Source organism: Corynebacterium kroppenstedtii, assembly GCF_016894245.1.
In the GTDB taxonomy this organism is placed as follows: Bacteria; Actinomycetota; Actinomycetes; order Mycobacteriales; family Mycobacteriaceae; genus Corynebacterium.
Genome location: NZ_CP069792.1, coordinates 2,254,140 through 2,278,242, shown reverse-complemented (window position 1 = coordinate 2,278,242; position 24,103 = coordinate 2,254,140). Strand labels below are relative to the sequence as shown.

General features: G+C 53.8%; 20 protein-coding genes and 1 pseudogene. 17 read left to right on the top strand and 4 right to left on the bottom strand.

Features of this window, described 5'->3' with window-relative positions; genetic code table 11:
• Positions 1-713 precede the first annotated feature (713 nt).
• The 4 genes from I6J23_RS09755 to I6J23_RS10830 form a co-directional block, all read right to left on the bottom strand.
• On the bottom strand, positions 714-1,604 hold the full coding sequence (locus I6J23_RS09755; protein WP_204581894.1) for a fructose bisphosphate aldolase: 891 nt from the start codon (positions 1,602-1,604) through the stop codon (positions 714-716).
• 510 nt (positions 1,605-2,114) lie between these two features.
• The gene (locus I6J23_RS09750) at positions 2,115-3,782 is read right to left on the bottom strand and encodes an exonuclease domain-containing protein (RefSeq protein WP_204581893.1); all 1,668 of its coding nucleotides are present in this window, start codon (positions 3,780-3,782) and stop codon (positions 2,115-2,117) included.
• A gap of 48 nt (positions 3,783-3,830) precedes the next feature.
• On the bottom strand, positions 3,831-6,146 hold the full coding sequence (gene glgX / locus I6J23_RS09745) for a glycogen debranching protein GlgX (protein ID WP_239454910.1): 2,316 nt from the start codon (positions 6,144-6,146) through the stop codon (positions 3,831-3,833).
• Positions 6,147-6,177: 31 nt separating this feature from the next.
• The gene (locus tag I6J23_RS10830; RefSeq protein ID WP_204581892.1) at positions 6,178-7,020 is read right to left on the bottom strand and encodes a TetR/AcrR family transcriptional regulator; all 843 of its coding nucleotides are present in this window, start codon (positions 7,018-7,020) and stop codon (positions 6,178-6,180) included.
• Between the two features lie 238 nt (positions 7,021-7,258).
• Between I6J23_RS10830 and I6J23_RS09735 the strand changes: the two genes are divergently transcribed.
• The 17 genes and pseudogenes from I6J23_RS09735 to lgt all read left to right on the top strand — a co-directional run bounded on the left by I6J23_RS09735 (position 7,259) and on the right by lgt (position 24,054).
• Entirely contained in the window at positions 7,259-7,984 is a 726-nt protein-coding gene (locus tag I6J23_RS09735; RefSeq protein ID WP_204581891.1) for a hypothetical protein, read from the top strand.
• 110 nt (positions 7,985-8,094) lie between these two features.
• Positions 8,095-9,159: a biotin synthase BioB gene (gene bioB, locus I6J23_RS09730; protein WP_204581890.1), complete on the top strand. Its 1,065-nt coding sequence runs from the start codon at positions 8,095-8,097 to the stop codon at positions 9,157-9,159.
• 9 nt (positions 9,160-9,168) lie between these two features.
• Positions 9,169-9,489: a hypothetical protein gene (locus I6J23_RS09725; RefSeq protein ID WP_239454909.1), complete on the top strand. Its 321-nt coding sequence runs from the start codon at positions 9,169-9,171 to the stop codon at positions 9,487-9,489.
• Positions 9,490-9,536: 47 nt separating this feature from the next.
• Positions 9,537-10,073, top strand: a complete 537-nt coding sequence (locus tag I6J23_RS09720; protein ID WP_204581889.1) for a hypothetical protein — start codon at positions 9,537-9,539, stop codon at positions 10,071-10,073.
• Positions 10,074-10,134: 61 nt separating this feature from the next.
• On the top strand, positions 10,135-11,466 hold the full coding sequence (hisD, locus tag I6J23_RS09715; RefSeq protein ID WP_204581888.1) for a histidinol dehydrogenase: 1,332 nt from the start codon (positions 10,135-10,137) through the stop codon (positions 11,464-11,466).
• A gap of 84 nt (positions 11,467-11,550) precedes the next feature.
• Positions 11,551-12,822 (top strand): histidinol-phosphate transaminase, encoded by a 1,272-nt coding sequence (locus I6J23_RS09710; RefSeq protein ID WP_204581887.1) that lies wholly within the window; start codon positions 11,551-11,553, stop codon positions 12,820-12,822.
• 5 nt (positions 12,823-12,827) lie between these two features.
• Entirely contained in the window at positions 12,828-13,484 is a 657-nt protein-coding gene (hisB, locus tag I6J23_RS09705) for an imidazoleglycerol-phosphate dehydratase HisB (RefSeq protein ID WP_239454908.1), read from the top strand.
• Between the two features lie 2 nt (positions 13,485-13,486).
• Positions 13,487-14,308 carry an imidazole glycerol phosphate synthase subunit HisH gene (locus I6J23_RS09700; RefSeq protein ID WP_204581886.1) on the top strand — a complete coding sequence of 274 codons (822 nt, stop codon included), beginning with the start codon at positions 13,487-13,489 and terminating at the stop codon, positions 14,306-14,308.
• A gap of 42 nt (positions 14,309-14,350) precedes the next feature.
• Positions 14,351-15,088, top strand: a complete 738-nt coding sequence (gene priA / locus I6J23_RS09695) for a bifunctional 1-(5-phosphoribosyl)-5-((5-phosphoribosylamino)methylideneamino)imidazole-4-carboxamide isomerase/phosphoribosylanthranilate isomerase PriA (protein WP_204581885.1) — start codon at positions 14,351-14,353, stop codon at positions 15,086-15,088.
• A 72-nt stretch (positions 15,089-15,160) separates the two neighbouring features.
• The gene (locus I6J23_RS09690; protein ID WP_204581884.1) at positions 15,161-16,033 is read left to right on the top strand and encodes an inositol monophosphatase family protein; all 873 of its coding nucleotides are present in this window, start codon (positions 15,161-15,163) and stop codon (positions 16,031-16,033) included.
• Between the two features lie 133 nt (positions 16,034-16,166).
• A pseudogene (hisF, locus tag I6J23_RS10770) lies at positions 16,167-17,273 on the top strand (imidazole glycerol phosphate synthase subunit HisF); the annotation flags it as partial.
• Between the two features lie 63 nt (positions 17,274-17,336).
• The gene (locus tag I6J23_RS10765; RefSeq protein ID WP_239455066.1) at positions 17,337-18,980 is read left to right on the top strand and encodes an anthranilate synthase component I; all 1,644 of its coding nucleotides are present in this window, start codon (positions 17,337-17,339) and stop codon (positions 18,978-18,980) included.
• 169 nt (positions 18,981-19,149) lie between these two features.
• Entirely contained in the window at positions 19,150-19,941 is a 792-nt protein-coding gene (locus I6J23_RS09680) for a TIGR02234 family membrane protein (RefSeq protein WP_204581882.1), read from the top strand.
• A gap of 219 nt (positions 19,942-20,160) precedes the next feature.
• Entirely contained in the window at positions 20,161-20,976 is an 816-nt protein-coding gene (trpC, locus tag I6J23_RS09675; protein ID WP_204581881.1) for an indole-3-glycerol phosphate synthase TrpC, read from the top strand.
• Positions 20,977-21,060: 84 nt separating this feature from the next.
• Positions 21,061-22,323, top strand: coding sequence for a tryptophan synthase subunit beta (gene trpB / locus I6J23_RS09670; protein WP_412523840.1), 1,263 nt, complete (start codon positions 21,061-21,063; stop codon positions 22,321-22,323).
• Complete coding sequence (trpA, locus tag I6J23_RS09665) at positions 22,323-23,126, top strand: tryptophan synthase subunit alpha (RefSeq protein WP_204581879.1); 804 nt, start codon at positions 22,323-22,325, stop codon at positions 23,124-23,126. The genes trpB and trpA overlap by 1 nt, the downstream gene beginning before the upstream one ends.
• Complete coding sequence (gene lgt / locus I6J23_RS09660; RefSeq protein WP_204581878.1) at positions 23,119-24,054, top strand: prolipoprotein diacylglyceryl transferase; 936 nt, start codon at positions 23,119-23,121, stop codon at positions 24,052-24,054. Before trpA ends, lgt begins: the two co-directional genes overlap by 8 nt.
• Positions 24,055-24,103: the final 49 nt, after the last annotated feature.

The window sequence follows — 24,103 nt, the reverse complement described above, 5'->3', positions numbered from 1 at the left end:
AAGTGTGAGCGTTGGGTGTTATCTGTTCTTCATTCGACCGCGGACATGTCAGAGGTCTCTGCATCGGAGAAAGGGCCGATGCCATCGGATGCAACGAAGAATCGTCACGACTATCCAGCGGGGGCTGGGGTGGTGTGCGAAGTTCCCACCCTGTTGCACCTCGAATAGTGGCGTTAAGAGAGCAATAGTGAACTCGCACGCCTTGTTCTGTAGAGAAGAACTCCAGGAAATTATCTGCCGCGCTACCCCACGCGTGGTTCGCTGGGCAAGTGAGACTATCGCGATCGACGGGTCTCCCGTGTTTATCAATGAGCCGGGCTACAAGACCTGCGCCGAGGTGAACGAGCGCGTCACGGTAGTGCGAGACCTGGGTCAATAGTTGGAGTTCGAGTTGATAACTCCGCATGGGGGCTTCACTCGGTGAGCTGCTTAGCGTGCCGGTGTTCGAGCGTGTGTTGTCTACACCGACCGGTAAAACAGGCGGGGAGGAAAGGAGCGAAGCATGTGTCTGATGAGGTGTCATGCTCCTTATTGACGATGTGACTGCCTCATGGTTCCCGGTGGTCTCATTGTGTGGCGAGGGACACTACTAGGTGACGCTTCCGCACTATGTGGCACTGCAACGTAGAGAAAACCGGGTGACAGTTTTACTGCCACCCGGAATTCCATCACGAAAGGGTTTGGGTTAGCCCCAGTGTTTTTGTCGCTCGCTATTAGCCTGCGATCGAAGCCTTGTAAATACCATCAATAGTGGTAGCCAAAGTGTTGTCGAACTCTTCTTGCGACTGATCAGCGGTCAGTCCTTCGAGGAGAGCGCGAGAGAACGATGCAATGAGGCCCTTGTTGCGGGAAAGGCGCTCGTTGGCGTCGTCGCGCTCGTAACCACCGGAGAGGGCCACGACGCGCATAACCTTCGGGTGGTTGATGAGGTCTTCGTAAAAGTTATCGACAGTTGGGATGGAGACCTTAATCATGACCTGCTGGCCCTCAGGAATGTCATCCAGACCCTTCAGAAGGGCAGCCTTTAGAAGCTCTTCAGCTTCCTTCTTGTCGTCGATGGAGATGGTGACCTCGGGCTCAAGGATCGGAACCATGCCCTTGGCCAGGACCTGCTTACCAACTTCGAACTGCTGGTCAACAACAGCCTGGATGCCCTCAGCGTTAGCAGCGTTAATAACCGAACGCTCCTTGGTGCCGAAGATACCCTTCTCGACGCCGCGGTCGAGGAGTTTATCGAGTTCAGGCATGGGCTTCATGACCTGAACGTCGTTTTCTTCGTCGGCCAGACCCTTATCGATCTTGAGAAGCGGAACGATACCCTTCTTTTCCCAGAGGTATTGGGCGGTAGGAATGCCTTCAATATCGCGGTCCATCGTCATCTCGAACAGGATGGCTGCGAGTACCTTCTCGGAAGTGAAGGATGGAGAGGTAATCAGACGGCTACGCATAGCGTGGACAAGATCAAACATCTCGGCATCAGAAGAATATTCGTCATCTTGGATGCCATAAGCGCGGAGCGCCTTCGGGGTGGATCCGCCGGATTGGTCAAGGGCAGCGATGAAGCCCCTGGCCTCAGTCATGCGAGTGGCCTGCTCCTGGTTCATTACAACTCCTTCTATGTTGCCACCATGGGCAACGTCGATGTCGTGTAGACGTTCTCCGCTATTTATGGGAGATCATCTGTCGCGCTCTATGGTAGCCCGAAAATGTCTGAATGAACACCGATCGGACAAAAAATTGCGATCATTTCTGGTGAGTTTTCATCGTCGCGTGCGCAGATTATGGCAGTGGAATAGCGGGAGACCCGGAGTTTATGACGAGTGTCAGGTCGTTTACGTGCAGTGATGTCTATTTGTACTTAACCGCAACTAAACGGGCACATTATTGCCCTATTCGGGCATCGTAAAGGACGAGAAAATGTTGTGACAAACCTCACTGAGTTGTATGGGGTGTAATCCATACTATCTGGGTCGGTCTATCCCGTTGGAGGTCTAGATTTTGAGGTTCCGGTCATTGGCCGCTCCGCGCCTCAAGCGTGGACCTGGAGAACCTTAAAAGCCATAGGGCTATGCCTGATGCCCGCGGAGTTTACACGACGAATCAGGTTTTGATGCTTAATTGAGGTCTAGTGCATCGAGAAGCTGGCCTTGATTCCAGATCTCGATCGTTTGCCCTTTGTCCTGAAGTTCTTCAGCGCGTTTCTGTTTTGATGTCTTCCCATTCCATTCCCCGCAGACAAGGAGAGTAGTCTTCTTTGTCACATTCTTGCCGACGGTCCCGCCCGCCTGCGCTATCGCTTGCCACAGTTGTCCTTTATCCAGGGGAGAGAACTCCCCAGTCAGCGTAACGTTTTTGCCAAATAGCGGCCCGTTGGGATCGGCGTGGGTATTCGTCTCAGGGATGTCGCGGGGAGTGGCAACGGACTCCCAGTTGGTAGGACCATGGTTTCCCCGCGTTTGTGCATTTCGTGATGACTGCTGGTGATCTGGTCGAGATCGCCGCGGTTTCCGGAAAAGTGATAGCGAATTGTCGTGTACTGTTCCGAACGTGTACCCAGCTGATTCGACGACGTCCGCCATCGATTGGACGCCTGATGGTGTCTTAGCGTCGTGGGGGGACATTCCGCACAAGCTCAGCATGATTTCCCCACACGCGCGGGCATCCGCCAAGGCGTCGTGGTGATGAAATGCGTCTGAACCTGCTGATTGAGCCACTGTCGTCAATTTGTAATTAGGGAGCCCAGGGCGAAGCGCGCGCGCAAGGAGATAGGTGCAGGCGAAAGTAATGTGCGGAATATCGACTTTCTCTATCCGAGCCGCGTCCCGGAGGGCGACCATATCGAACTTGGCATTGTGGGCGACAATGGGGAGATTTTCTTTTCTGAGTAGTGCTCCAAGTTGCTCCAGCCGGTCATGACACGAGGGCTCATCAGTGACTGTGTCAGCGTTAATCCCATGGATTGCGGTGGTTGCAGGCGTGAAATCTGGCCACGCTGAAGGTGGTTGGCACAGCCACGTGTGCGATTCAGTTTCTTTTCCCTCGTGATAGACGACGATGCCAAATTGGCATATTGAACCATTGGCTTCGTTCGCTGTTTCCACGTCAAAAGCAATAAACGAGGGCGGATAAGACTCTAGTGCTCCATTGACAGTCTGTGGAAAACCACTTTGCGGGGCATCGTCGTCCGTCGAGGAAACGCTATCGTCTTGTTTCTTCTCAGTGGATTGCGCTTGGTTGTCGCCTGCGCTTTTGTCAGTTGCATTGTTGTTATCTGCATCTTTGCCATATGCGCTGCCGGATGATGACTGAGAACTCGTTTGATGAGAAACGGCGCGGGCTATGCGACGTAAATTATCTAAGTCCCCAGCCTGCATTGCAGTCAGGGCTTCATTCGCGAAATCAATCGACGATGTGTTGACGGAATGCGCCGGTGAAAATCGGAGAACGTTGGGTGCGAACTGCGAGCGTCCCCGCGATGTCGGAGGAGTTGCATCTAGGAATAGATCGATAAATCCTGGTTCAAGGGGTGTGGGGTCAATTCGTGACCAACCACGAATTGAATCCCGATCAATCTTCGTTTCCGGGGCTAGATAAATCTGTGCAGCGGGAGTTCGTGAGATAGTTACTCCGCTTTCACTGATATATGCCGTGCCCCCGAGGATTGGGATTGCGGCAATATATTCAGTGGGCTTTGTCTCATCGTCAGCGTGAATTTGTGAAAAATCGGCGTCAGCTGGGATCCCATTTCCCGGGGAAGAAATGTCAGTGTCGGAATTCGTCATGGTGCACTCCACTTTAACCAGTTTTAGGCTGAGCGATGACAGGTCGACTTATGCCGAATGACGGCGTCGCCGGCATAGCACGACAACAGATCGGCTCTCAACGGGAACGGTTGATTCGGGCTGGTAGACATCTGGATCATCTTCAGAGAATCCAGTGGGCAGCGACGTATCAACGACGACGCTCCAGAGACATGAAGGATCCGTGTCTTCGGGATCTCGCGATGCCTTCACTGCATCGTCTTTCGGAAGAGTGAAATCTATGCGCTCGTGGTGCGCATTGAAACACAAGATGAATGAATCATCGAAGATTTTTTGCCCCTGCTCGTCTGGTTCAGCGATTGCTTCTCCTCCGAGGTGCACCATGAGAGAGCGTCCGAAGTCGTGGTCCCAGTCGGCCGTTGTCATGAGGGTTCCGGCAGGTGTCATCCACGCGATATCTCGGTCTTGCACGTCGTACCCCAGTGGGCCACCGGCAAGGAACCTGCGGCGACGGAACACGGGATGATCATTGCGCAGCTCGATCAAGCGTCGGGTGAAGTCAATCAGATCTTTATTGTCTGTTGCCTGGGACCAATCCACCCACGATAATTCCGAATCTTGGCAGTAGACGTTGTTGTTGCCATTTTGCGTACGACCCATCTCATCGCCGTGGCAGATCATGGGCGTCCCCTGGCTGAGCAACAGTGTCGTTAGGAAGTTCCGGATTTGCCGGCCTCGCAATTGGATAATCTCGGGATCCTCCGTGGGGCCTTCCACGCCACAATTCCACGAGCGGTTGTGAGATTCTCCGTCGCGGTTATCTTCCTTATTAGCCTCGTTGTGTTTGTCGTTATAGCTGACAAGGTCATGAAGGGTGAATCCATCATGCGCGGTCACGAAGTTAATCGACGCGGTAGGACGTCGATCATTAGCGGCGTAGAGATCCGACGATCCCGTCAAACGTGAAGCAAACTCACCCAATGTTGCAGGCTCGCCGCGCCAGAAGTCTCGGACAGTATCCCGGTACATTCCGTTCCATTCTGACCAGATGGCGGGGAAGTTTCCGACCTGGTAGCCACCTTCGCCCACATCCCAAGGCTCGGCGATGAGCTTAACCTGGCTGACAATGGGATCTTGTTGCACAAGATCGAAGAATGCTGACAACCGATCGACATCATGAAGTTCGCGGGCCAGGGTTGACGCAAGGTCGAAGCGGAACCCGTCGATATGCATTTCGGTCACCCAATACCGCAATGAATCCATAATCAATTGCAGTGTGTGGGGATGCCGAACATTCAGACTATTTCCTGTACCGGTGTAATCCATATAGTGCTGGCGGTCATCGTCGACCAAGCGATAATAGGCCGCATTGTCAATGCCACGGAAGCTCAGCGTGGGGCCCATATGGTTGCCTTCAGCCGTGTGGTTATAGACGACGTCGAGGATGACTTCGATGTCATTGTCGTGGAAAGTCCGCACCATGTTCTTGAACTCAGAAACAGCTGCGCCGGGTTTCTTGGCAGCTGCGTAATCTTGGTGCGGCGCCAAGAATCCGAAGGTGTTGTACCCCCAGTAGTTGCTGAGACCGAGTTCATGAAGCCGATCGTCCTGATAAAACTGGTGGATTGGCATGAGCTCGATAGCCGTTACACCAAGGTCTTTGAGGTACTTGACGATCGAAGGGTGGGCGAGACCCGCATAGGTACCCCGATGATTCTCTGGCACGTCAGGGTGCGTCATGGTCATGCCCTTGACGTGAGCTTCGTAGACAACGGTCTTGTTCATCGGGTGCCGTGGTAGACGGTCAGAGCCCCAGTCGAAGTAGGGGTTGATGACGACAGACAGCATGGTGTGGCCCAAGCTGTCGTCAGTATTGCGTTCGTCGGGATTATCGATGTTATAGCTGAACAGGGAAGGGTCACCGTCGAATGTTCCATCGAACGCCTTTGCGTAGGGGTCGAGCAGTATTTTCGACGGGTCGCAGCGAAGACCCTGATTCGGATTCCATGGGCCATGAACGCGGTAGCCGTAGCGTTGTCCCGGGATAATTCCTGGTAGATAGCAGTGCCAAATGTGGGCGTCGACCTCGCGCATATCAATGCGGGTCTCGGCGCCATCACTGTCAATCAGGCAGAGTTCTACCCTATCGGCGACCTCTGAGAACAGAGCAAAGTTCGTTCCCGAGCCATCGTATGTCGAGCCCAGAGGATATGAGTTTCCCGGCCAGACGATGGGGTCAGGGACGGTATCGGAGGATGCCGCCGACGATCCATCGTTGGCTGTGGCGTCATCTGTGGCTGGAGAAGTTGGTAGGCCGGATTTCGTTGGGGCCTCGTGGTCACTATTGACGGTCTTCTCAGAAGCCTGCTCCTGTGTATTTGTCATGGCGTTAATTTTAGCGGTGAGGGCGGACAAACTATGATTTCCCCGCGTGAGATAGGGCTATGCCGTCGAGAATGATTCGTAGCCCTGCGTCTGCGCTCGTGCTCACCGCTGCTCTCCACGCGTCAATATTCCCGGTGTTATGCGTTAGAAGACCGTCCCACTCAGGTGCACGAGGATGGCCTGATGCAGGGGAAGAAGCGTCGTCATCTGTAGGGGAGGATGCGGCATTGTTTCCTCCGTGGGTTTCGTCGGTAGTAAAAACTGAGGAAGCAACAATTTTCGACGCCTCCGCCGCCGTCTGCTCTCGGATAGCAAGACCAAGGACGAAGGAGATGAGTGTTGTTGAGCCATCGTGGATTAAACCCTTCCCATCAGGAGGTAGAGAAGAGCCTAAGATCTGCGATAGTGCGACAATAGGGTCGTTGGATACCATTCCCGCTGGTAGCGCTGCAGATATGAGGTCTGCAGCATCACGACAACAGATACATTGCCGGTAAAAGGCGGCGCAGAATACATATGCATGCCGATACCACTGAGGAAGACATGGGTGCGACGCCATCGCCGGTGCTTTCCCGGAGAATGTTAGTAACTCGGAATCGTGCGATCCTTTGTGCCGGTTAGATTCCTCCTGATTGACAGAGTCTTCATCCTCATCGACGTTTTCCAGAAGCCGCTCTTTAAGGTCATTCAGAGGGGAAAGGAGCTCGTCAGCTACGCCACCGAGAAGGGCCTGTTTGTTGGGAAAATGCCAGTACAGTGCAGCTGGTGCGACATCTAAGGTACGGGCGAGCCGCCGAATCGTGAGGTCTCCTAATCCGTAGTCGTGCAGAATTTCTAGGGCACTCTTGATGATCGCCGTCGTTGTGAGCTGCATGCTTTCAAAGATAAACCGTTCGCGGACCGCGTTTCGAGCAAGATAGCGTAGTTCTTGGCAAAGACGGTAATCATCGCCCGGGGCGCCCAACGTCGACTAGCTTTAGTCGCCAGTGGACGTGTCGCACGAAGGTGTCAAAACTCTGTGAGAACCCTGGAAGCTTTGGGGAATATGCGGATATTGATAGCGGAAAAGGTAGAATGACCGCGGTATCTTAGTGGTAAAGGAGCTATGTGTCGTGCCAGATGTAGTTTTGTCAGAAGTAGATGAGGTACAGGCTGCGGATCAAGGCGAAAAAAGGGGACAGTCTCGCGCGCAGGTACGTCGTTGGGGGGCCCTTCTCATGACTGCATCGCTATGTGGTGCATTAGCCGCCTGTTCACACGGATCATCGTCGGATGATGAAGAGAGTTCTTCTGCAGCTCAGGCATCGTCGAGTAGATCTTCTGCGAAGCCCCCATCATCGACTGGAGTAGCACAGCCTCCCGCAACACAATCAGATAATGCTGCGGGGGATCAGCATTCTACCGGTGAGAAACTCGGTGCGGATATTCCCACCGTTCCAGATTCGAACGAAACCCCGTCAAGCGGGCCCAAGCCAATTAATGGAAAGCCCGGTAGTGAAGACGACGTCGAGAGCATTAAGGATGCTCTCGGCCACTATGGGGACACCTCCGGAACCGTGCGCCAGTATTACGAAAGCACGAAAGCCTATACATGCAAGGATCGGATTGCTGCTCATCCGGAAGTGTTCTCCGACCAGAACATCAATTCTCTGCCTAATGAGTCGATTGACAAGATGAACTTAGCTGGGTCGATTCCGAAATTTAATAACATCTCCAACATCAAAGTCGACGGCGACCGGGCTACCGCCTCTGTGAACACTACTTTCAATGGTGCGACCTCGACAGGGACGATGCTGTTCACCAAAGAAGAGGGGCAGTGGAAAGTCTGCTCTGACTAGAAATCACCCCCTTGCTGTTTCTCATTGAACAGTGTTCAGGAATGGAATAACCTTGAACTCAACGATGGTGATTATCCGGAGAATCACCACGGTTATGGAGGTACAGCATTATGTCGGAGAACACGACGCAACAGACCACGACAAGCCGGTCGGCTACCAGCAGTGATACAGTCGCGGCCGAACAAGATATTTTGGACCTGGCTCGCGAAAAGGTCCTTGAGCGTGGCGAAGGGCTTTCTCAATCAGAAATCGTTCGGGCGATGACAATTTCTGACGATCGTATCGACGAACTCCTTGCTCTAGCGCACGAAGTTCGTCTGCGCTGGTGTGGTGATGCGGTCGAGGCAGAAGGAATCATTTCCCTGAAAACGGGCGGATGTCCGGAAGATTGTCACTTTTGTGCACAGTCGGGGCTCTTCGAATCGCCCGTCCGGTCGGCATGGCTCGATATCCCGGCCCTCGTGGAAGCTGCTAAACAAACAGCAAAGACGGGTGCGACGGAGTTTTGTATCGTTGCTGCCGTCAAAGGGCCCGACGAACGCCTGATGAGCCAGCTTGAAGAAGCCATCGCCGCGATTAAAGCAGAAGTCGACATCGAAGTTGCTGCCTCCATTGGCATTCTTACTAAAGAGCAAGTGGAACGTTTGGCGAAGGCAGGGGTTCACCGTTACAACCACAACCTGGAAACCGCGAAGAGCTACTTCCCCCACGTGGTAACAACTCACTCTTGGGAGAAGCGCCGCGAAACCTGCGAGATGGTTCGTGACGCAGGCATGGAAGTGTGCTGTGGCGGCATCGTCGGAATGGGGGAGAGCGTCGAGCAACGTGCAGAGTTCGCGGCCCAGTTGGCTGAGCTTCGCCCCGACGAAGTCCCCATGAATTTCCTTGATCCTCGCCCCGGCACCCCCTTTGCCAATCGCCCAGTCATGGAATCTAATGAAGCACTCAAGACTATCGGTGCCTTCCGCTTGGCGTTGCCGAAGACCATCCTGCGTTTCGCCGGTGGACGCGAGCTCACCTTGGGTGACCTGGGCGCAGAAAAAGGTCTCCTCGGTGGCATTAACGCGATCATCGTTGGTAACTACTTGACGACGTTGGGCCGCCCCCAGGAAACCGATGTCGATATGCTTAACCGGCTGCACTTGCCGATTAAAGCTCTTAACGCGACTGTCTAGGGTGGCGCAATGTCGGAAGTAACCACTGCTCGCGGGGGAGTACCGAAGAAGAAGCCCGTTCGTCGTCGGCCTCGTAGAATCGCCTCTACCGAATTGGCGGACGCCATCATCGCTGGCGACGATCCTCTTTACGATCCCTTTACCGGAACTGAACTCAGTACCGGCGAAACTCCTTACTACTCACCGTCCATGAGGGCGGGGCTCGAAGCGCCACGATTTTGTCAGTTGTGTGGCAGACGAATGGTGGTTCAAGTCCGTCCAGATGGATGGACTGCGGTGTGCTCGAGGCACGGGGAGCTAGATTCTGTTCTCCTCGACCCCCATCGCTAAATTGACCACGCATCCCCATTATTGCGGCCACCCCTATAATGGTTCCGGTGTTACGTTCTGAGCGGTATCGCCGTGCCCTGATAGTTTTGGTGACTATCCTTGCTGTCTTCGCCGTGGGTGGATGCGTGTGGGGAATTTTCATTCCAACTTCCGCCGCCACGGTGGACAGTGGTTACCTGTCGACAGATCCGACTCAAGATGGGCGAGAGTTTACCGGTTTTGTAACCCTCGTTGCTGGCCTTTTTGTGCTGTCGATGGGCAGTGCACTGGCAGCGTGGGGATGGGCGCCACGTTCGCGTGGTCCAGCCATGATATGGCTCCTAGCTATAGTGGCGATGCTCGGGGGGATTATTTTTACCGACGTGGGAAACGCTGTCGCTTCTAGCTTGCACCCACTCCCGGATGTTGACGATGTTCACTCCGGCCAAACGATTACGTGGGCTCCTCACATTACTCCAGGAGCGGCTCTTGCTGTCCCACCGTTATTGGCGTCACTGACATATTGGTGTGCGGCTGTCGTGGGGAAGGGGGATTTTCCTGATGAAGTGCCTTCTCTTGAGCGTTACAACAGCACGGTAGATTAGCATTACACGAAAGAAGCAGTAATGGCCGTTTCGTAGGCCCCGGCAGAACTTAAGGATAACAATGCTTGCCCTAACCGACATGCGTGGAACTCACCCGACTGTTAGTGAACTTCGTGCCACTTTGCCTCGGGGTGGGACCGACATCGATTCAGTGATTCCAACAGTTCAGCCCATTGTTGAGGCCGTGCAGGAAAACGGCGTAAGGGCTGCACAAGAGTATGGGCAGCGTTTTGATGGTGTTGTACCGAAGAGCATCCGAGTTCCGCACAACGTGATTGCCGACGCTGTGGAGTCCCTGGATGTGGCCGTGCGAGAGGCATTAGAACACGCCATCGAGCGCGTTCGACGGGTCCATGCTGCGGTTAAGCCGAGTGACAACGTTATTTCTGTCACTGAGGGCGGTGTGGTGACTGAAAAATTTATCCCGATCGGCCGAGTTGGTTTGTACGTCCCCGGTGGACAGGCCGTTTATCCGTCGAGTGTCATTATGAATGTTGTGCCGGCGCAGGAGGCAGGGGTCGGTTCGCTCGTCGTTGCTTCGCCTCCGCAAAAAGAATGTGGTGGATGGCCACACCCGACGATTCTTGCTGCGTGTGGTCTTCTTGGTGTTGATGAAGTGTGGTCGGTTGGCGGCGCACAGGCAATAGCTCTCATGGCTTATGGTGACGAGCGAGCAGATGATCCATTGGTGCCGGTTGATATGGTGACCGGGCCAGGCAATATTTTCGTCACCGCAGCGAAGCGCTTGTGCCGTAGTGTCGTTGGGATTGATGCAGAAGCGGGACCGACGGAAATAGCAATTATCGCTGATTCCACTGCTGATCCGGTTCATGTCGCCTATGACCTCATTAGCCAGGCGGAGCATGATCCGATGGCCGCTAGCGTTTTGATAACGGATTCCGCATCATTTGCTCAGCAAGTTGATGAAGAAGTAGAGAAGCGGTATTCAATTACCCGGAATACCGATCGTGTCGCTCAGGCATTGCAGGGTAAACAGTCTGGCATCATTCTTGTCGACGACATACCAGCTGCGATTCGGGTGGCTGATGCTTATGCGCCCGAGCATCTCGAAATTCACACTCACAATGCCCGTGAGGATGCAGCTCAAATCCGTAACGCGGGGGCCATTTTCGTCGGGCCCTTTTCGCCAGTTCCACTGGGGGATTACGCCGCTGGATCAAACCATGTTCTTCCCACATCAGGATCGGCGCGGTATAGCTCTGGTTTATCGACGCATACATTCGTCAAGTCGGTCCACGTTATTGAATACGATGAAGCTGCACTCAAAGGGACGGCAGATACTATCGTCGCCCTCTCTAATGCGGAGCAGCTCCCGGCGCATGGAGAAGCAGTTCGTGCGCGGTTTGAGAATCTTACGGCCGGGAATAACTAAACCGAACGAATACCAAGACGGATAGAACGGGATGGCGGAATATTTTTCGCGATCATACGTGAATAGAAAAGGGAAGAGTACACAGTGGCACTGACGAATGATAACCAGAAGTTATCACGTGGGAGTGGTGAGAATGGTACCGTCGAGGAGTTTCACGCACTAGGAGAGAACGTCACGCTTGATGCCCTACCCCTCCGTGAAGAATTCCGCGGAGAAACTGCTTATGGGGCACCGCAATTGGATCTCGACGTTAGATTAAATACAAATGAAAATCCGTATCCTCCCTCGCCGCGAATAGTTGCCGATCTTGTTAAAGAAGTGGAAAAAGTGGCATCGGGACTTAACCGCTATCCTGAGCGTGATTCGATTATCTTGCGCCAGGAGCTTGCCCGGTATGTGTCGGGCCAAACCGGTATAGCAGTGACTGAAGACAACATATGGGCTGCCAACGGGTCCAATGAGGTTCTTCAAGAGCTCTTGCAGGCCTTTGGAGGGCCGGGTCGGCGAGCATTGGGGTTCACTCCCAGCTATTCAATGCACCCTATCCTATCCGCGGGGACGCACACGGAGTTCGTTGAATGTCCGCGACAAGAAGCGCGTGGCTTTTCTATTGATATTGCCGCAGCGACCACAGCTATCAAGCACTACTGCCCATCCGTCGTTTTCATTACGACGCCGAATAACCCGACTGGTGGTACAACGAGTTTGGACGATATTCGGGTTCTGCTGGATGCTGTTTCTGATCCAGACGTTAATGGCATCGTCATTGTTGATGAGGCCTATGGTGAATTCGATGATGGCCCTAGTGCGTGTGAACTATTGCAGCTTTATCCTGACCGGCTCGTGGTATCCCGAACGATGAGTAAAGCATTCGATTTTGCTGGTGGTCGGCTGGGGTATTTCGTTGCTGCACCAGCTTTTGTTGAAGCTGTTATGCTGGTTCGGCTTCCATACCACTTATCAGCATTATCGCAGGCTGCTGCGACTGTTGCACTCCGTTATTCTTCCGATACGTTAAGCTCGGTGGAAAAAATCATTCGTGAACGTGAGCGGGTTCAGGATTCGTTGCAGAGATTGGGATTCTCTGTTGTCCAGAGTAAATCTAATTTCCTTTTCTTTAAAGTCATTCCTGATGAGTCAACGAATTCCTCTGGTGAGAAGTCCGCTAATGGAGATGCACCGTCCCGTCGCGAGCTAACACAAGCAGCGTGGCAGGAGTTTCTCGATCGTGGAGTCCTCATTCGAGATGTAGGGGTTGACGGATATTTGCGGGTTACCATCGGACTTCCGACAGAGAATGATGAATTCCTTTCTGCGGCAGGCCAGTATGCGAGTGAACACAACGGGTTACGGTGAACCATATGAGCAATAGCAATGACGAAAGTCTGAACCAGCAAGAAAGAAATAACGACAAATTCCCCTCTCGACAGGGCCATTGTGAGCGCGAGACGAAAGAATCTCGGATCACGGTTGACATTAACCTCGACGGCTCGGGGGTTACTGATATTTCGACCGGATTGCCGTTCTTCGACCATATGCTGAATGCGGTCGGAACCCACGGCAGCTTTGACTTAACAGTTAAAGCAGAGGGGGATATCGATGTTGATGCCCACCACACCGTGGAAGATACGGCCATTGTTATGGGCGAGGCATTACATGAAGCTCTGGGAGATAAGGCTGGTATTCGCCGCTTCGGGTCAAGTTTTATCCCGATGGATGAGACACTAGCTCAGGCTGTCGTGGATGTGTCGGGGCGTCCGTATTGCGTCACGCGGGGTGAGCCACAAGAGATGATAAATACGGTGATTGGTAATCACTATGCAACCGTGATTAACCAGCATTTTTTCGAATCCCTTGCTTTCCACGCGCGGATTGCATTACATGTTCGCGTTCTTTATGGACGAGATCCGCACCACATCACTGAGGCTGAATACAAGGCAGTTGCCCGCGCCCTCCGCGAGGCCGTCGAACGTGACCCGAGAGTGCATGGTGTTCCATCCACGAAAGGAGCGCTGTAAGTATGGCAAGTCTGGCGAAGAGCACGACACGCCCTTCAGTGGCAATCCTCGATTACGGCTCGGGAAATCTTCGATCCGCTGAACGCGCTATAGAACGTGCGGGAGCCGAGGTCACGATTACCGCTGATCCAGAACGTGTTCTCGCCGCCGACGGATTGTTAGTACCTGGAGTCGGCGCATTCGCAGCGTGCATGAAAGGCCTGCGGTCGGTTTATGGCCCACGGCTAATTGGTCAGCGGCTCGCCGGTGGCCGGCCTGTGCTAGGCATTTGCGTGGGTATGCAGGTTCTTTTCGATAGCGGAGTTGAGTTCGCCGACGGTATCCACGATGAAGTAGAGGCCCTCCACATATCAGATTCCCTAGATAACGGGGACGACGCGAACTCGGCCCGACATGATGACGTCGTCCGTGATCCTGAGACAGGACGACCACTTGATCCGACGGTGTCATCGACAGAGGTATCAGATGACGGGGTGCTTAGTACTCCTGGTTGTGGTGAGTGGCCAGGAACGGTTGAACGCCTTACAGCGAAGGTACTGCCTCATATGGGATGGAACACACTCGACATCCCGGAGGGATCCCGAATGTTCGAGGGAGTGGCCCATGATGATCGGGTGTATTTTGTGCACTCCTATGCGGCTCAACAGTGGGATATGACACCGGATGTTCACGTTTCTCCAGCGAAAGTAACCTGGTCCACGCATGAAAATTGTCGTTTTATTGCAGCGGTAGAAAATGGCCCCTTGTGGGCGACGCAGTTTCATCCGGAGAAATCTGGTGCAGTTGGCGCTGTAATTCTCCGCAACTGGGTGGAGACTTTGTAAAATTTTATCAGTTGTAGATGTGATCTCCGTTATGATTCATCTATGGCTTTAACGTTATTACCCGCAGTAGATGTATCCGACGGCCAAGCTGTTCGCCTTGTTCAAGGAGAAGCGGGGAGCGAAACCACTTATGGGCGCCCCGTTGATGCCGCGATGGCGTGGCAGAACGCTGGTGCGGAATGGATCCACCTTGTGGATTTGGACGCCGCATTCGGCCGCGGTACGAACTACGAACTGTTGAAAGATGTCATTAAGCGGGTGGACGTTAACATCGAACTATCCGGAGGGATCAGGGATGATGACTCCTTGCGCAGAGCTTTAGATACCGGTTGCCGACGGGTGAATATCGGCACTGCTGCATTGGAAGATCCTGAGTGGTGCCGTCGGATCATCGGAGAGTACGGCGAGCGCGTCGCCATTGGTTTGGATACCAAACTCGTCGACGATGAGTGGCGGTTGCGCGGACGGGGCTGGGTATCTGACGGAGGAAATCTGTGGGAAGTCCTTGAACGCTTGGATTCCGAGGGCGTATCCCGTCTCGTCGTCACCGATGTTGGGCGTGATGGCACATTGGAAGGCCCCAATATTGACCTTCTTCGCGACGTCGCGATGGCCACAGATGCCCCTGTCGTTGCGTCGGGCGGAGTATCAACCCTTGACGATATACGCCAACTTGCAGCCTGTGTGGACGAGGGGATTGATTCGGCCATCATCGGTAAAGCCCTCTATGCAGGAAACTTTACTCTGGAAGAAGCATTAGCAGTCGCACACGATTCCTGATGGAGCCGTTCCTGAGAGGCTGATGAAATAGGCTTTTGGGTTATCGGCAGTGAAAGGCTAGGTGACGGACCCGTGATTGAACATTCTGACTTGGTGGCGTATTTGTCTATTGCCGAGCGCTTAGTCAAAGATTCTGAAGATCTTTTTTGCGTGAACATTGGTGCCCAGCCGTCTGTCATTAAGAATGAAGATCTCCAGGATTTCGCAACCGACGTGGACCTGTCACTAGAACAGCAGTTCCGCGAACAACTCGTGAAGGAAACGGGATTCCCAGTTCTGGGTGAGGAATTTGGCCTAAAAGGTGGATCCACAGCCTCTCAGGATGTTTCAGTTAACAGTATGGGTGGCGGTCATCAACCTGAAACAATGTGGTGTATCGACCCGGTGGACGGAACGTCCAATTACACTGTCGCCAATCCGTTGTGCGGCATTTTGGTCTCACTTATTCATAAGGGAGAACCGGTTATTGGTTTGACGTCTCTTCCGCTGTTGGGACAGTTTTATAGCGCTGTTCGCGGTGGGCCATTACATGTTAATGGTGAGCCTTTTCCGCCATTGCCGACAGATGACCCAGAAGTTATTCAAATTGGTTTCGGTTCCATTTTGTCGGGCCGGCGTGGTCACGTTCCGCGACAGTATCGCCAGAATTTGCTTTTTAGTATCGGTGAATCGTATCCGCGAATGCGTGTGACGGGATCTGTCGGCGCAGACTTAGCTTTTACTGCCGGCGGCGTTTTTGCGGGAACTCTCACGTTTAGCCCTAACCTGTGGGATAACGCAGCCGGTATCTGCTTAATTAAGGCTGCTGGTGGCGTTGTTACGAACCTTGATGGGCAACCTTGGACACCAGGAACAATTGGTCTGGTCGCGGGATCTCCGAGTATTCACTCGACTTTGTTAGCGAGGATCCATGCGGTTCCACGGCCTTTCGAACCACTAAGCTAGATGCTTATGTCGTCGCGTGAAGCGATTAGTCGTTGTGGACGTATCTAGTTTTACTAGTACGTATCTGTTTTACGTGGCCATTATTTAATCTCGTTCGTGAATAATTATTAACTTATTGCCGAAAGGCGTTTTCATGTCCGTAGCAGTCCGAGTTATTCCGTGTCTTGATGTGTCTCATGGCCGTGTCGTCAAGGGGGTTAATTTTGAGAATCTTCGCGACGCCGGCGATCCTGTGGAATTGGCGTCTCGTTATGACAAAGAGGGAGCCGATGAACTGACTTTTCTTGACGTGTCAGCGTCGACAGAAGCACGAGGAACGATGCTGGACGTGGTTCGACGCACTGCCGATGAAGTGTTTATCCCCTTAACTGTCGGCGGTGGGGTCCGCAGCGCTGACGATGTTGACCATCTATTACGTGCAGGTGCAGATAAAGTCAGCATTAATACGGCGGCCATTAAGAGGCCAGAGCTGCTGCGCGAGCTTTCTCAGCGCTTTGGATCACAATGTGTCGTCTTGTCCGTGGATGCCCGGCGCGTTCCTGACGGTGGAACGCCTCAACCAAGTGGTTTTGAAGTCACAACACATGGCGGGACCCGAAGCGCAGGCATAGATGCGATCGAGTGGGCCCGTCGTGGTGAAGAATTAGGTGTAGGGGAAATTCTTCTCAATTCCATGGACAGCGATGGTGTTAAGCAAGGTTTTGATAGCGAGCTTATTTCCGCTGTTCGCCAGGTGGTGCGCATACCCATCATTGCGTCAGGGGGAGCTGGAGAAGCGAACCATTTTCCCCCGGCCGTTGATTCAGGGGCAAACGCGGTTTTAGCTGCCTCGATTTTCCACTTCGGTGATGTGAGCATCTCTGAGGTGAAGAGCGCATTGGCATCGTCGGGGCATGAGGTTCGGCATACCGGCCCCGCTGATTACCCGCTGGATCCGTCGATTGCTGCTCGTTTGAAGCGCAATGATAGGGGGTTAGTTCCTGCTGTTGTCCAGGATGCGCAATCTGGAGAGGTACTAATGCAGGCGTGGATGGACGACCATGCATTGGCTTATACGCTGGCTACTCGTCGGGGAACATACTGGTCTCGGTCGCGGTCCGAATATTGGGTTAAAGGGATGACCAGTGGTCACGTCCAGGATGTTCGTGAAATTCGGTTGGATTGTGATGGGGACACCATTCTGTTGAAGGTTGATCAAACGGGTGCGGCGTGCCATACCGGAACCCACACGTGTTTCGATAATGATCTTGTTCTGACCGATCCATCATCTGCACCCGGCGCCGAATTTTTAGAAGGCGAAGAGATGTCAGATAACCAGCCAGAAGGTGATCCCACTAGTACTATTGAGCAGTCTGAAGACAATGCGGAACTGAATAATTCTGTAAGGTCGTCAACGCCCGTAGGGGTTCCGGATCTTGGATCTGGCCGCACGACGACGACGCGGGAACAGTTCCGTGAATTAGCTGCTCACCACAGGGTTGTACCTGTAGCGCGAAAAATCCTAGCCGATGGAGAAACACCGCTAAGCGCATACAACGCTTTGGCCCAGGACAAGCCAGGCACGTTTCTATTTGAGTCGGCTGAGCCTGGACGTTCCTGGTCACGGTGGTCCTTTATTGGCACAGGAGCTAGATCGGCACTAACGGTTCGTGACGGAGAAGCAGCATGGTTGGGTACCACTCCTGAAGGGGTCCAGACAGGAGGCAATCCCTTCGACGCCCTCAAGTCCGTGCTGAACGAATTGCACACTGACCCCATCGAGGGAATGCCACCGATGACGTCGGGAATGGTGGGATATTGTGGTCACGACGCAATTCGCTTTATCGAAGATATTCCCGATACGTGCGACGATGATCTCAAGATTCCAGAAATGATGCAGTTCCTTGTCGCAGACATGGTGGCGTTGGATCACCACGAAGGGACGATGTGGCTGATCGCTAATGCATTCAATTTTAATGGCTCTGACGACAATGTCGACGAGGCATATGATGATGCCGTTCGACGATTGGATTCATTAACTCAGCGGCTGAAGGCAGCTCGTGAACCGATGGTGAACAGTTTTACTACTCCCGAGCCGGTAGTCCGTCGCCAACGCACTGCTGCAGAGCACATGCGCCGGATTGAGTTGTGCAAAGAACACATTCGCGCAGGGGACGCTTTCCAAATCGTTCTGTCGCAGCGGTTTGAGATTGATACTGAAGTGCGTGCTCGTGATGTGTATCGAATGCTGAAGTATTCGAATCCCAGCCCTTACATGTACTTAATGAATATCCCGTCGGATGACTTTTCGTCGGTGGAGTTCACCATTGTTGGATCGTCGCCGGAGTCGCTTATCGCCGTCGATAATGATGTGGTGACGACGCACCCCATCGCTGGTTCTCGGCCTCGCGGCGCCACTAGGAAAGCTGATTTGCAGTTAGAGCGTGATTTAGCTGCCGACTCTAAAGAGAATTCCGAACACCTCATGCTGGTTGACCTGGGGCGCAATGACCTGGGGAAGGTATGTGTCCCTGGAACGGTGGAAGTCGACGATTTCCGGCATATTGAGCGCTACAGCCACATCATGCACCTGGTCTCCATGGTCACTGGGCAGTTGGCTCCGGACATGACAGCGGTGGACGCTTTCATGGCGGCATTCCCCGCAGGAACCTTATCGGGGGCACCCAAAACCAGTGCATTAACCATCATTGATCAACTTGAAGACACGCGCCGAGGAATCTATGGCGGCACCGTCGGATATTTTGATTTTTCGGGAAACACTGATCAAGCAATTGCTATAAGAACAGGGGTTCTCAAGGAAGGAACGATGTATGTGCAAGCCGGTGGCGGGATTGTCGCTGATTCGGATCCTGTTGCCGAAGATGAGGAAACGCGGAACAAAGCCGCGGCCGTTTTGCGAGCAACTGCAGCTGCCGAAACAATCGTTGATGTTGATGGCTCTCTGTGAGTTGTCGCCCGCCCGAATTCCGGATTGGCCGTGTTTGAGTGTGAGTATCCACGAGTGATGACGCTACGCGCTGAGTAGCCTGTTTATCACGTGGTGGGCACTCGATGACACACAGGGCGGATACGAAGACGCTAGGAAACGAGTGCAGTGATGTTAGGGAGAATGGACAATGGGTTCACATGACTCGCGTCGGGACGATGCAGCGGCACCGATCGCGTCAGAAGAAGTCGCGTCAGACCCGACCGATAACGATGTAAGCACGATGCCGATGGATCCGGACACCACGAGTTCTTTCCAAACTAAGCGACGGTGGATAGGCCTAACCCTGGTTGCGATTGGGGCAGTGGCTATCGGTGGAACATCCCGCATGACCTGGATGACCGTCCATGCCAGCGATGATAAACAAGGTGAAGTGACCCGCACCTTGGCCGGATCCACATGGGCCCCCAGCACTGACGCCATCGCTATTGCCCTCATTGCAGCATGTCTTGCCACCCTGGTTCTTAAGAGAACAGGCCGGCGGATACTAGCAGCAATATCGGCGGTAATCGGTGCCGCTTCCTTATGGACCCCCCTCAATGTGCTCCTTAGCTCACCAAATGCGACACGTGCGCGAAATCTCCTTGTTAATGGTCAGGCAACACAAAAGAAGAATGATCCGCAGACCTTGACCGAGTGGGCCGTCGTTACGGGAGTTGATGTTCATACAATTGCGGTCATCCTGGCCCTCATAGCGTCCGTCATCACCATCGCGGGCGCAATCATCCTGTTCCTATGGCCAGGAGTGGATACCGTTAAAGGAAGTAAATACGACACCACCTCAGCCCGGCGCGATTCCCTGGCAACGGATCTTGAGAATGATAGAGAATCGGGGCGCGTGCTGTGGGATGCAATGGATGCGGGGGTTGATCCAACGCAAGATGATGCGGTTGATGTAGCTCGGCGTCATAAAAAGAAGTAGCCAGATTATGGGCAGAGGCGTGTCCGGTGATCAGCACATAGTTGCTGTACAACTGCGTTAGTGTTACGCGCTATCCTGCTGCACAATGTCATGGGCAGCACAACTAAAGTCCACATCTGCGGGGAATGTCAGACAGGTGCCATCGCGCCGATTTATGCGCCAGTCAATGGTGCCTTTAGGATTAAGTACACCGCTGTAACACGGGCCTAGGAGTCGAAGATGAGTTCGGTTTTAGACACTATCGTCGATGGCGTCTTAGACGATCTTGCAACCCGTGAAGCTCGCGTTAGTTTTGCGGACATTAAAGCGCAGTCGCATGACACTCCCGCTCCTCGCGATGCCATTTCTGCATTGTCTGCCCCGGGTGTGGGAGTTATCGCCGAAGTGAAAAGGGCAAGCCCATCTAAAGGCAGCTTGGCACGGATCCCTGAGCCAGCTGAACTTGCTAGGCAATATGAAGCCAATGGTGCCAGAGTTATTTCCTGTCTCACTGAAGAACGACGCTTCAAAGGCAGCTTGGATGACCTGGATGCAGTACGAGCAGCCGTTGATATCCCTGTTCTTCGGAAGGATTTCGTCGTCACCCCTTACCAGATTCATGAAGCTCGTGTGCATGGTGCGGACCTCATTCTTCTCATCGTGGCAGCACTGCAGCAGCCTCAGCTCGAGTCACTTCTCGACCGCACAGAGTCCCTAGGGATGACTGCCATCGTTGAAGTACACACCGAAGAGGAAGCGGAGCGCGCCATCGCTGCAGGTGCAAAAGTCGTGGGAGTGAATGCGCGTAACCTTAAAACACTCGATGTGGACACCTCCGTGTTCGGCACTATCGCGCCGGGTTTGCCGTCGGATGTGATTAAGGTCGCTGAATCGGGGGTGAAAGATCGTAATGATTTGCTGGCTTACGCTGGTGCCGGTGCAGATGCGGTCTTGGTAGGCGAGGGGCTAGTTACTGCAGGTAATCCCGGGTTGGCATGCAAAAGTTTGGTCGCGGCGGGCATCCATCCGGCATGTCCGAAGAATCTCTCTGAGTAATCTGCCAGCACCCGGATGCAGTGTCTATGCGAGTGATAAGGCACACTGGTGTGCGTGAATAACTCAGAATCAGTTCATCGCAATCTGTATAGTGATCTGCCTACTATCGCCGATGTGTTCGCTGAGACGACATCGACTGAGCCCGATGATCGTGGTCATTGGGGCGAGTATGGTGGCCGGTATATTCCGGAAGCCCTCATGGGGGTTATTACCGAAGTCACCGACGCGTGGAATAAGGCGAAAACTGACCCTGAGTATATCGAGCAGTTGAATGACCTACATTTCCATTATTCGGGTCGGCCATCGCCACTGTATTATGCTTCGCGCTTTTCCGACGCTATCCATGCTCGGGTGTATTTAAAGCGGGAGGACCTAAACCACACCGGGTCTCACAAGATTAATAACGTTCTCGGCCAAGTGTTGTTGGCTCAACGCATGGGGAAGAAGCGTGTCATCGCTGAGACGGGTGCAGGCCAGCATGGTGTTGCAACTGCTACGGCATGTGCATTGCTCGGTTTAGAGTGCCACATCTACATGGGGGCCGTGGATGCACGGCGTCAAGCCCTAAATATTGCGCGTATGCGTTTACTGGGGGCCGAGGTCACAGCTGTCACCATCGGTTCCCAGACTCTTAAAGATGCCATCAACGAAGCAATGCGTTTTTGGGTATCGCATGCAGATGACACGTATTACTGCTTTGGTACTGCAGCTGGCCCCCATCCGTTCCCACAAATGGTTCGGGACCTCCAGCGAATCATCGGGTACGAAGCACGCCAGCAAATCCTGCAGGCGGAAGGCCGTCTTCCCGACGCAGTCGTCGCTTGTGTTGGCGGTGGCTCGAATGCGATCGGTCTTTTTCACCGCTTTATTGGCGACTCTTCTGTTCAGCTCATCGGTGCTGAAGCGGGGGGTGACGGCGTCGGCACTGGCCGCCACGCTGCGACGATTACCGCGGGCAATGAAGGTGTCTTCCAAGGTTCATATGCCGCACTGATGGAAGATGACGATGGGCAAATCATCGAGTCGCACTCCATTTCGGCCGGTTTGGATTACCCGGGAGTAGGGCCGGAGCACTCGTATCTTCATCATGTCGGGCGCGCCGAGTACCTTCCTATAACGGATGCACAAGCTATGGATGCGTTCATGCTCTTGTGTAAGACTGAAGGGATTATTCCTGCTATTGAGTCTGCCCACGCTCTTGCGGCAGCACAGGCGTATGCCGATCGGTGGAATCATGATTCAGATGACGGCCCACTTCTGATCGTTAACGTATCGGGCCGCGGCGACAAAGATGTAGATACCGCCGCGAAGTGGTTTGACCTGAAACCCAAGGAGGAGCTGAACTAATGGTGGCATTGTCTTCTGATTCCCCCGCAGGGGCCCTTCGCGACGTTTTCGCACAGGCCCGTCGTGAGCAGCGAGCTGCGTTCATTGGTTATCTGCCATCCGGGTACCCGACGAAGCACGACTCTGACGAGTTGATGGCGTGCCTGGCGGACTATGCCGACGTCATCGAGGTCGGGATACCGTTCTCTGACCCCATGATGGACGGTCCTGTCATCCAGGAAGCCGGTATGGCTGCTTTGAAAGCAGGTTTTCGTGTTAAAGATTCACTAGGCTCTGTCCGCAAGATCTCTGATGCAGGTGGTCGAAGCGTTGTCATGAGTTATTGGAATCCAATCTTGCAGTATGGGCCGGAAAAGTATGCCAAGGAGCTGGCTGAGTCGGGAGGATTGGGGACGATCATTCCTGATCTTTTACCCGAGGAATCGGCGCGCTGGGCAGAAGCATGTCACAAGTATGGGTTGGCGCCTATCTATCTTGTGGCCCCATCGACAAGCCCAGAGCGGATGGCGCTCACGGTGGGAGCTGGTGATGGCTTTGTGTACGCAGCCTCGCATATGGGAGTTACGGGTGCCCAAGAGTCCGTAAGCAGCGGTGCGCGTGACCTCGTGAATCGTGTGCGGGAGCACACTAGTCTTCCCGTTGCCGTCGGGTTGGGTGTCAGCAATGGGCAACAAGCCGCAGAGATCGCGCAGTATGCCGATGGGGTCATTGTTGGTTCGGCACTTATCCGCGCTGCGAAAGATGGGCTCCACTCACTCCAGGCATTGGCGAAGGAACTCAGCGAAGGGGTAAGGGGTGACTAACGTCCAGACCGCTATTGTCCAGCAGTACGGACGAGCTCCGAGTGTCGGGGGAGTAGATGTGCATTCGCCGGATGTGACGCTATTAGCTGCTATTCCGTCGCCCTCCCGAGGTGTGTGGATGGTCGGTGGTTTTCCGATCCGCGGGTATGCCCTATCGATACTGGTGGGAATCCTTGTCGCGGTTCTGTGGTCGCAGCGTCGCTATGCTGAACGTGGTGGTAACCGCGAGGTGGTTCTCGACGTTGCACTCGCCGCCGTCCCTGCAGGTATCATCGGCGGGCGGTTCTACCACTTAGCAACGGATTGGCGGACATATTGGGGCCCCAATGGAACACCAGGAGATTGGTGGAAGATCACCAACGGCGGCTTAGGAATATGGGGAGCCGTCATTGGCGGTGGATTGGCCGCCTGGGCGGTGCTCCGGTGGAAGGGCTTAGCGCTTGCTCCGTTTGCGGATTCCGTGGCTCCACCGATTTTGGTCGCACAGGGAATTGGGCGCTTAGGAAACTGGTTCAACCAGGAATTATATGGTCGGCCCACCGATCTCCCCTGGGGGCTGAAGATTTTCGAGCGCATCGACGACCATGGTGTCTTGGATCCAGTTCTGGGGCATTCGAACGGCCACGTTATCGCGGTTGTTCAGCCGACGTTTCTCTACGAGATGCTGTGGAACTTTGCCATCGCTGCTCTGATCGTATGGATTGACCGCAAGTTCAGGTTGGGGGGTGGCCGAGTTTTTGCCTTGTATGTTGCCGGGTACACAGCGGGTCGCTTTTGGATTGAGCTCTTGCGGGCTGATACTGCCACGCATGTGTTTGGGCTCCGGATTAATACCTTCACGTCGGCCGTGTGCTTCGTAGGCGCAGTGATTTTTCTGGTGTGGACGCGATCGCATCATCGTGAGATACCCGAAGAACTTCGGGCATAATCGGGCATAAATCTGGGAAAAGAGTGATTTTGGTGACCGTGTCGAAGAA

Excerpts from the sequence above, each read along its gene's own strand:
- I6J23_RS09755 (WP_204581894.1), bottom strand. The coding sequence starts at position 1,604 with ATGAACCAGGAGCAGGCCACTCGCATGACTGAGGCCAGGGGCTTCATC.
- I6J23_RS09750 (WP_204581893.1), bottom strand. The coding sequence starts at position 3,782 with ATGACGAATTCCGACACTGACATTTCTTCCCCGGGAAATGGGATCCCA.
- glgX (WP_239454910.1), bottom strand. The coding sequence starts at position 6,146 with ATGACAAATACACAGGAGCAGGCTTCTGAGAAGACCGTCAATAGTGAC.
- I6J23_RS10830 (WP_204581892.1), bottom strand. The coding sequence starts at position 7,020 with ATGCAGCTCACAACGACGGCGATCATCAAGAGTGCCCTAGAAATTCTG.
- bioB (WP_204581890.1), top strand. The coding sequence starts at position 8,095 with ATGTCGGAGAACACGACGCAACAGACCACGACAAGCCGGTCGGCTACC.
- I6J23_RS09725 (WP_239454909.1), top strand. The coding sequence starts at position 9,169 with ATGTCGGAAGTAACCACTGCTCGCGGGGGAGTACCGAAGAAGAAGCCC.
- hisD (WP_204581888.1), top strand. The coding sequence starts at position 10,135 with ATGCTTGCCCTAACCGACATGCGTGGAACTCACCCGACTGTTAGTGAA.
- hisB (WP_239454908.1), top strand. The coding sequence starts at position 12,828 with ATGAGCAATAGCAATGACGAAAGTCTGAACCAGCAAGAAAGAAATAAC.
- I6J23_RS09700 (WP_204581886.1), top strand. The coding sequence starts at position 13,487 with ATGGCAAGTCTGGCGAAGAGCACGACACGCCCTTCAGTGGCAATCCTC.
- priA (WP_204581885.1), top strand. The coding sequence starts at position 14,351 with ATGGCTTTAACGTTATTACCCGCAGTAGATGTATCCGACGGCCAAGCT.
- I6J23_RS10765 (WP_239455066.1), top strand. The coding sequence starts at position 17,337 with ATGTCAGATAACCAGCCAGAAGGTGATCCCACTAGTACTATTGAGCAG.
- I6J23_RS09680 (WP_204581882.1), top strand. The coding sequence starts at position 19,150 with ATGGGTTCACATGACTCGCGTCGGGACGATGCAGCGGCACCGATCGCG.
- trpC (WP_204581881.1), top strand. The coding sequence starts at position 20,161 with ATGAGTTCGGTTTTAGACACTATCGTCGATGGCGTCTTAGACGATCTT.
- trpA (WP_204581879.1), top strand. The coding sequence starts at position 22,323 with ATGGTGGCATTGTCTTCTGATTCCCCCGCAGGGGCCCTTCGCGACGTT.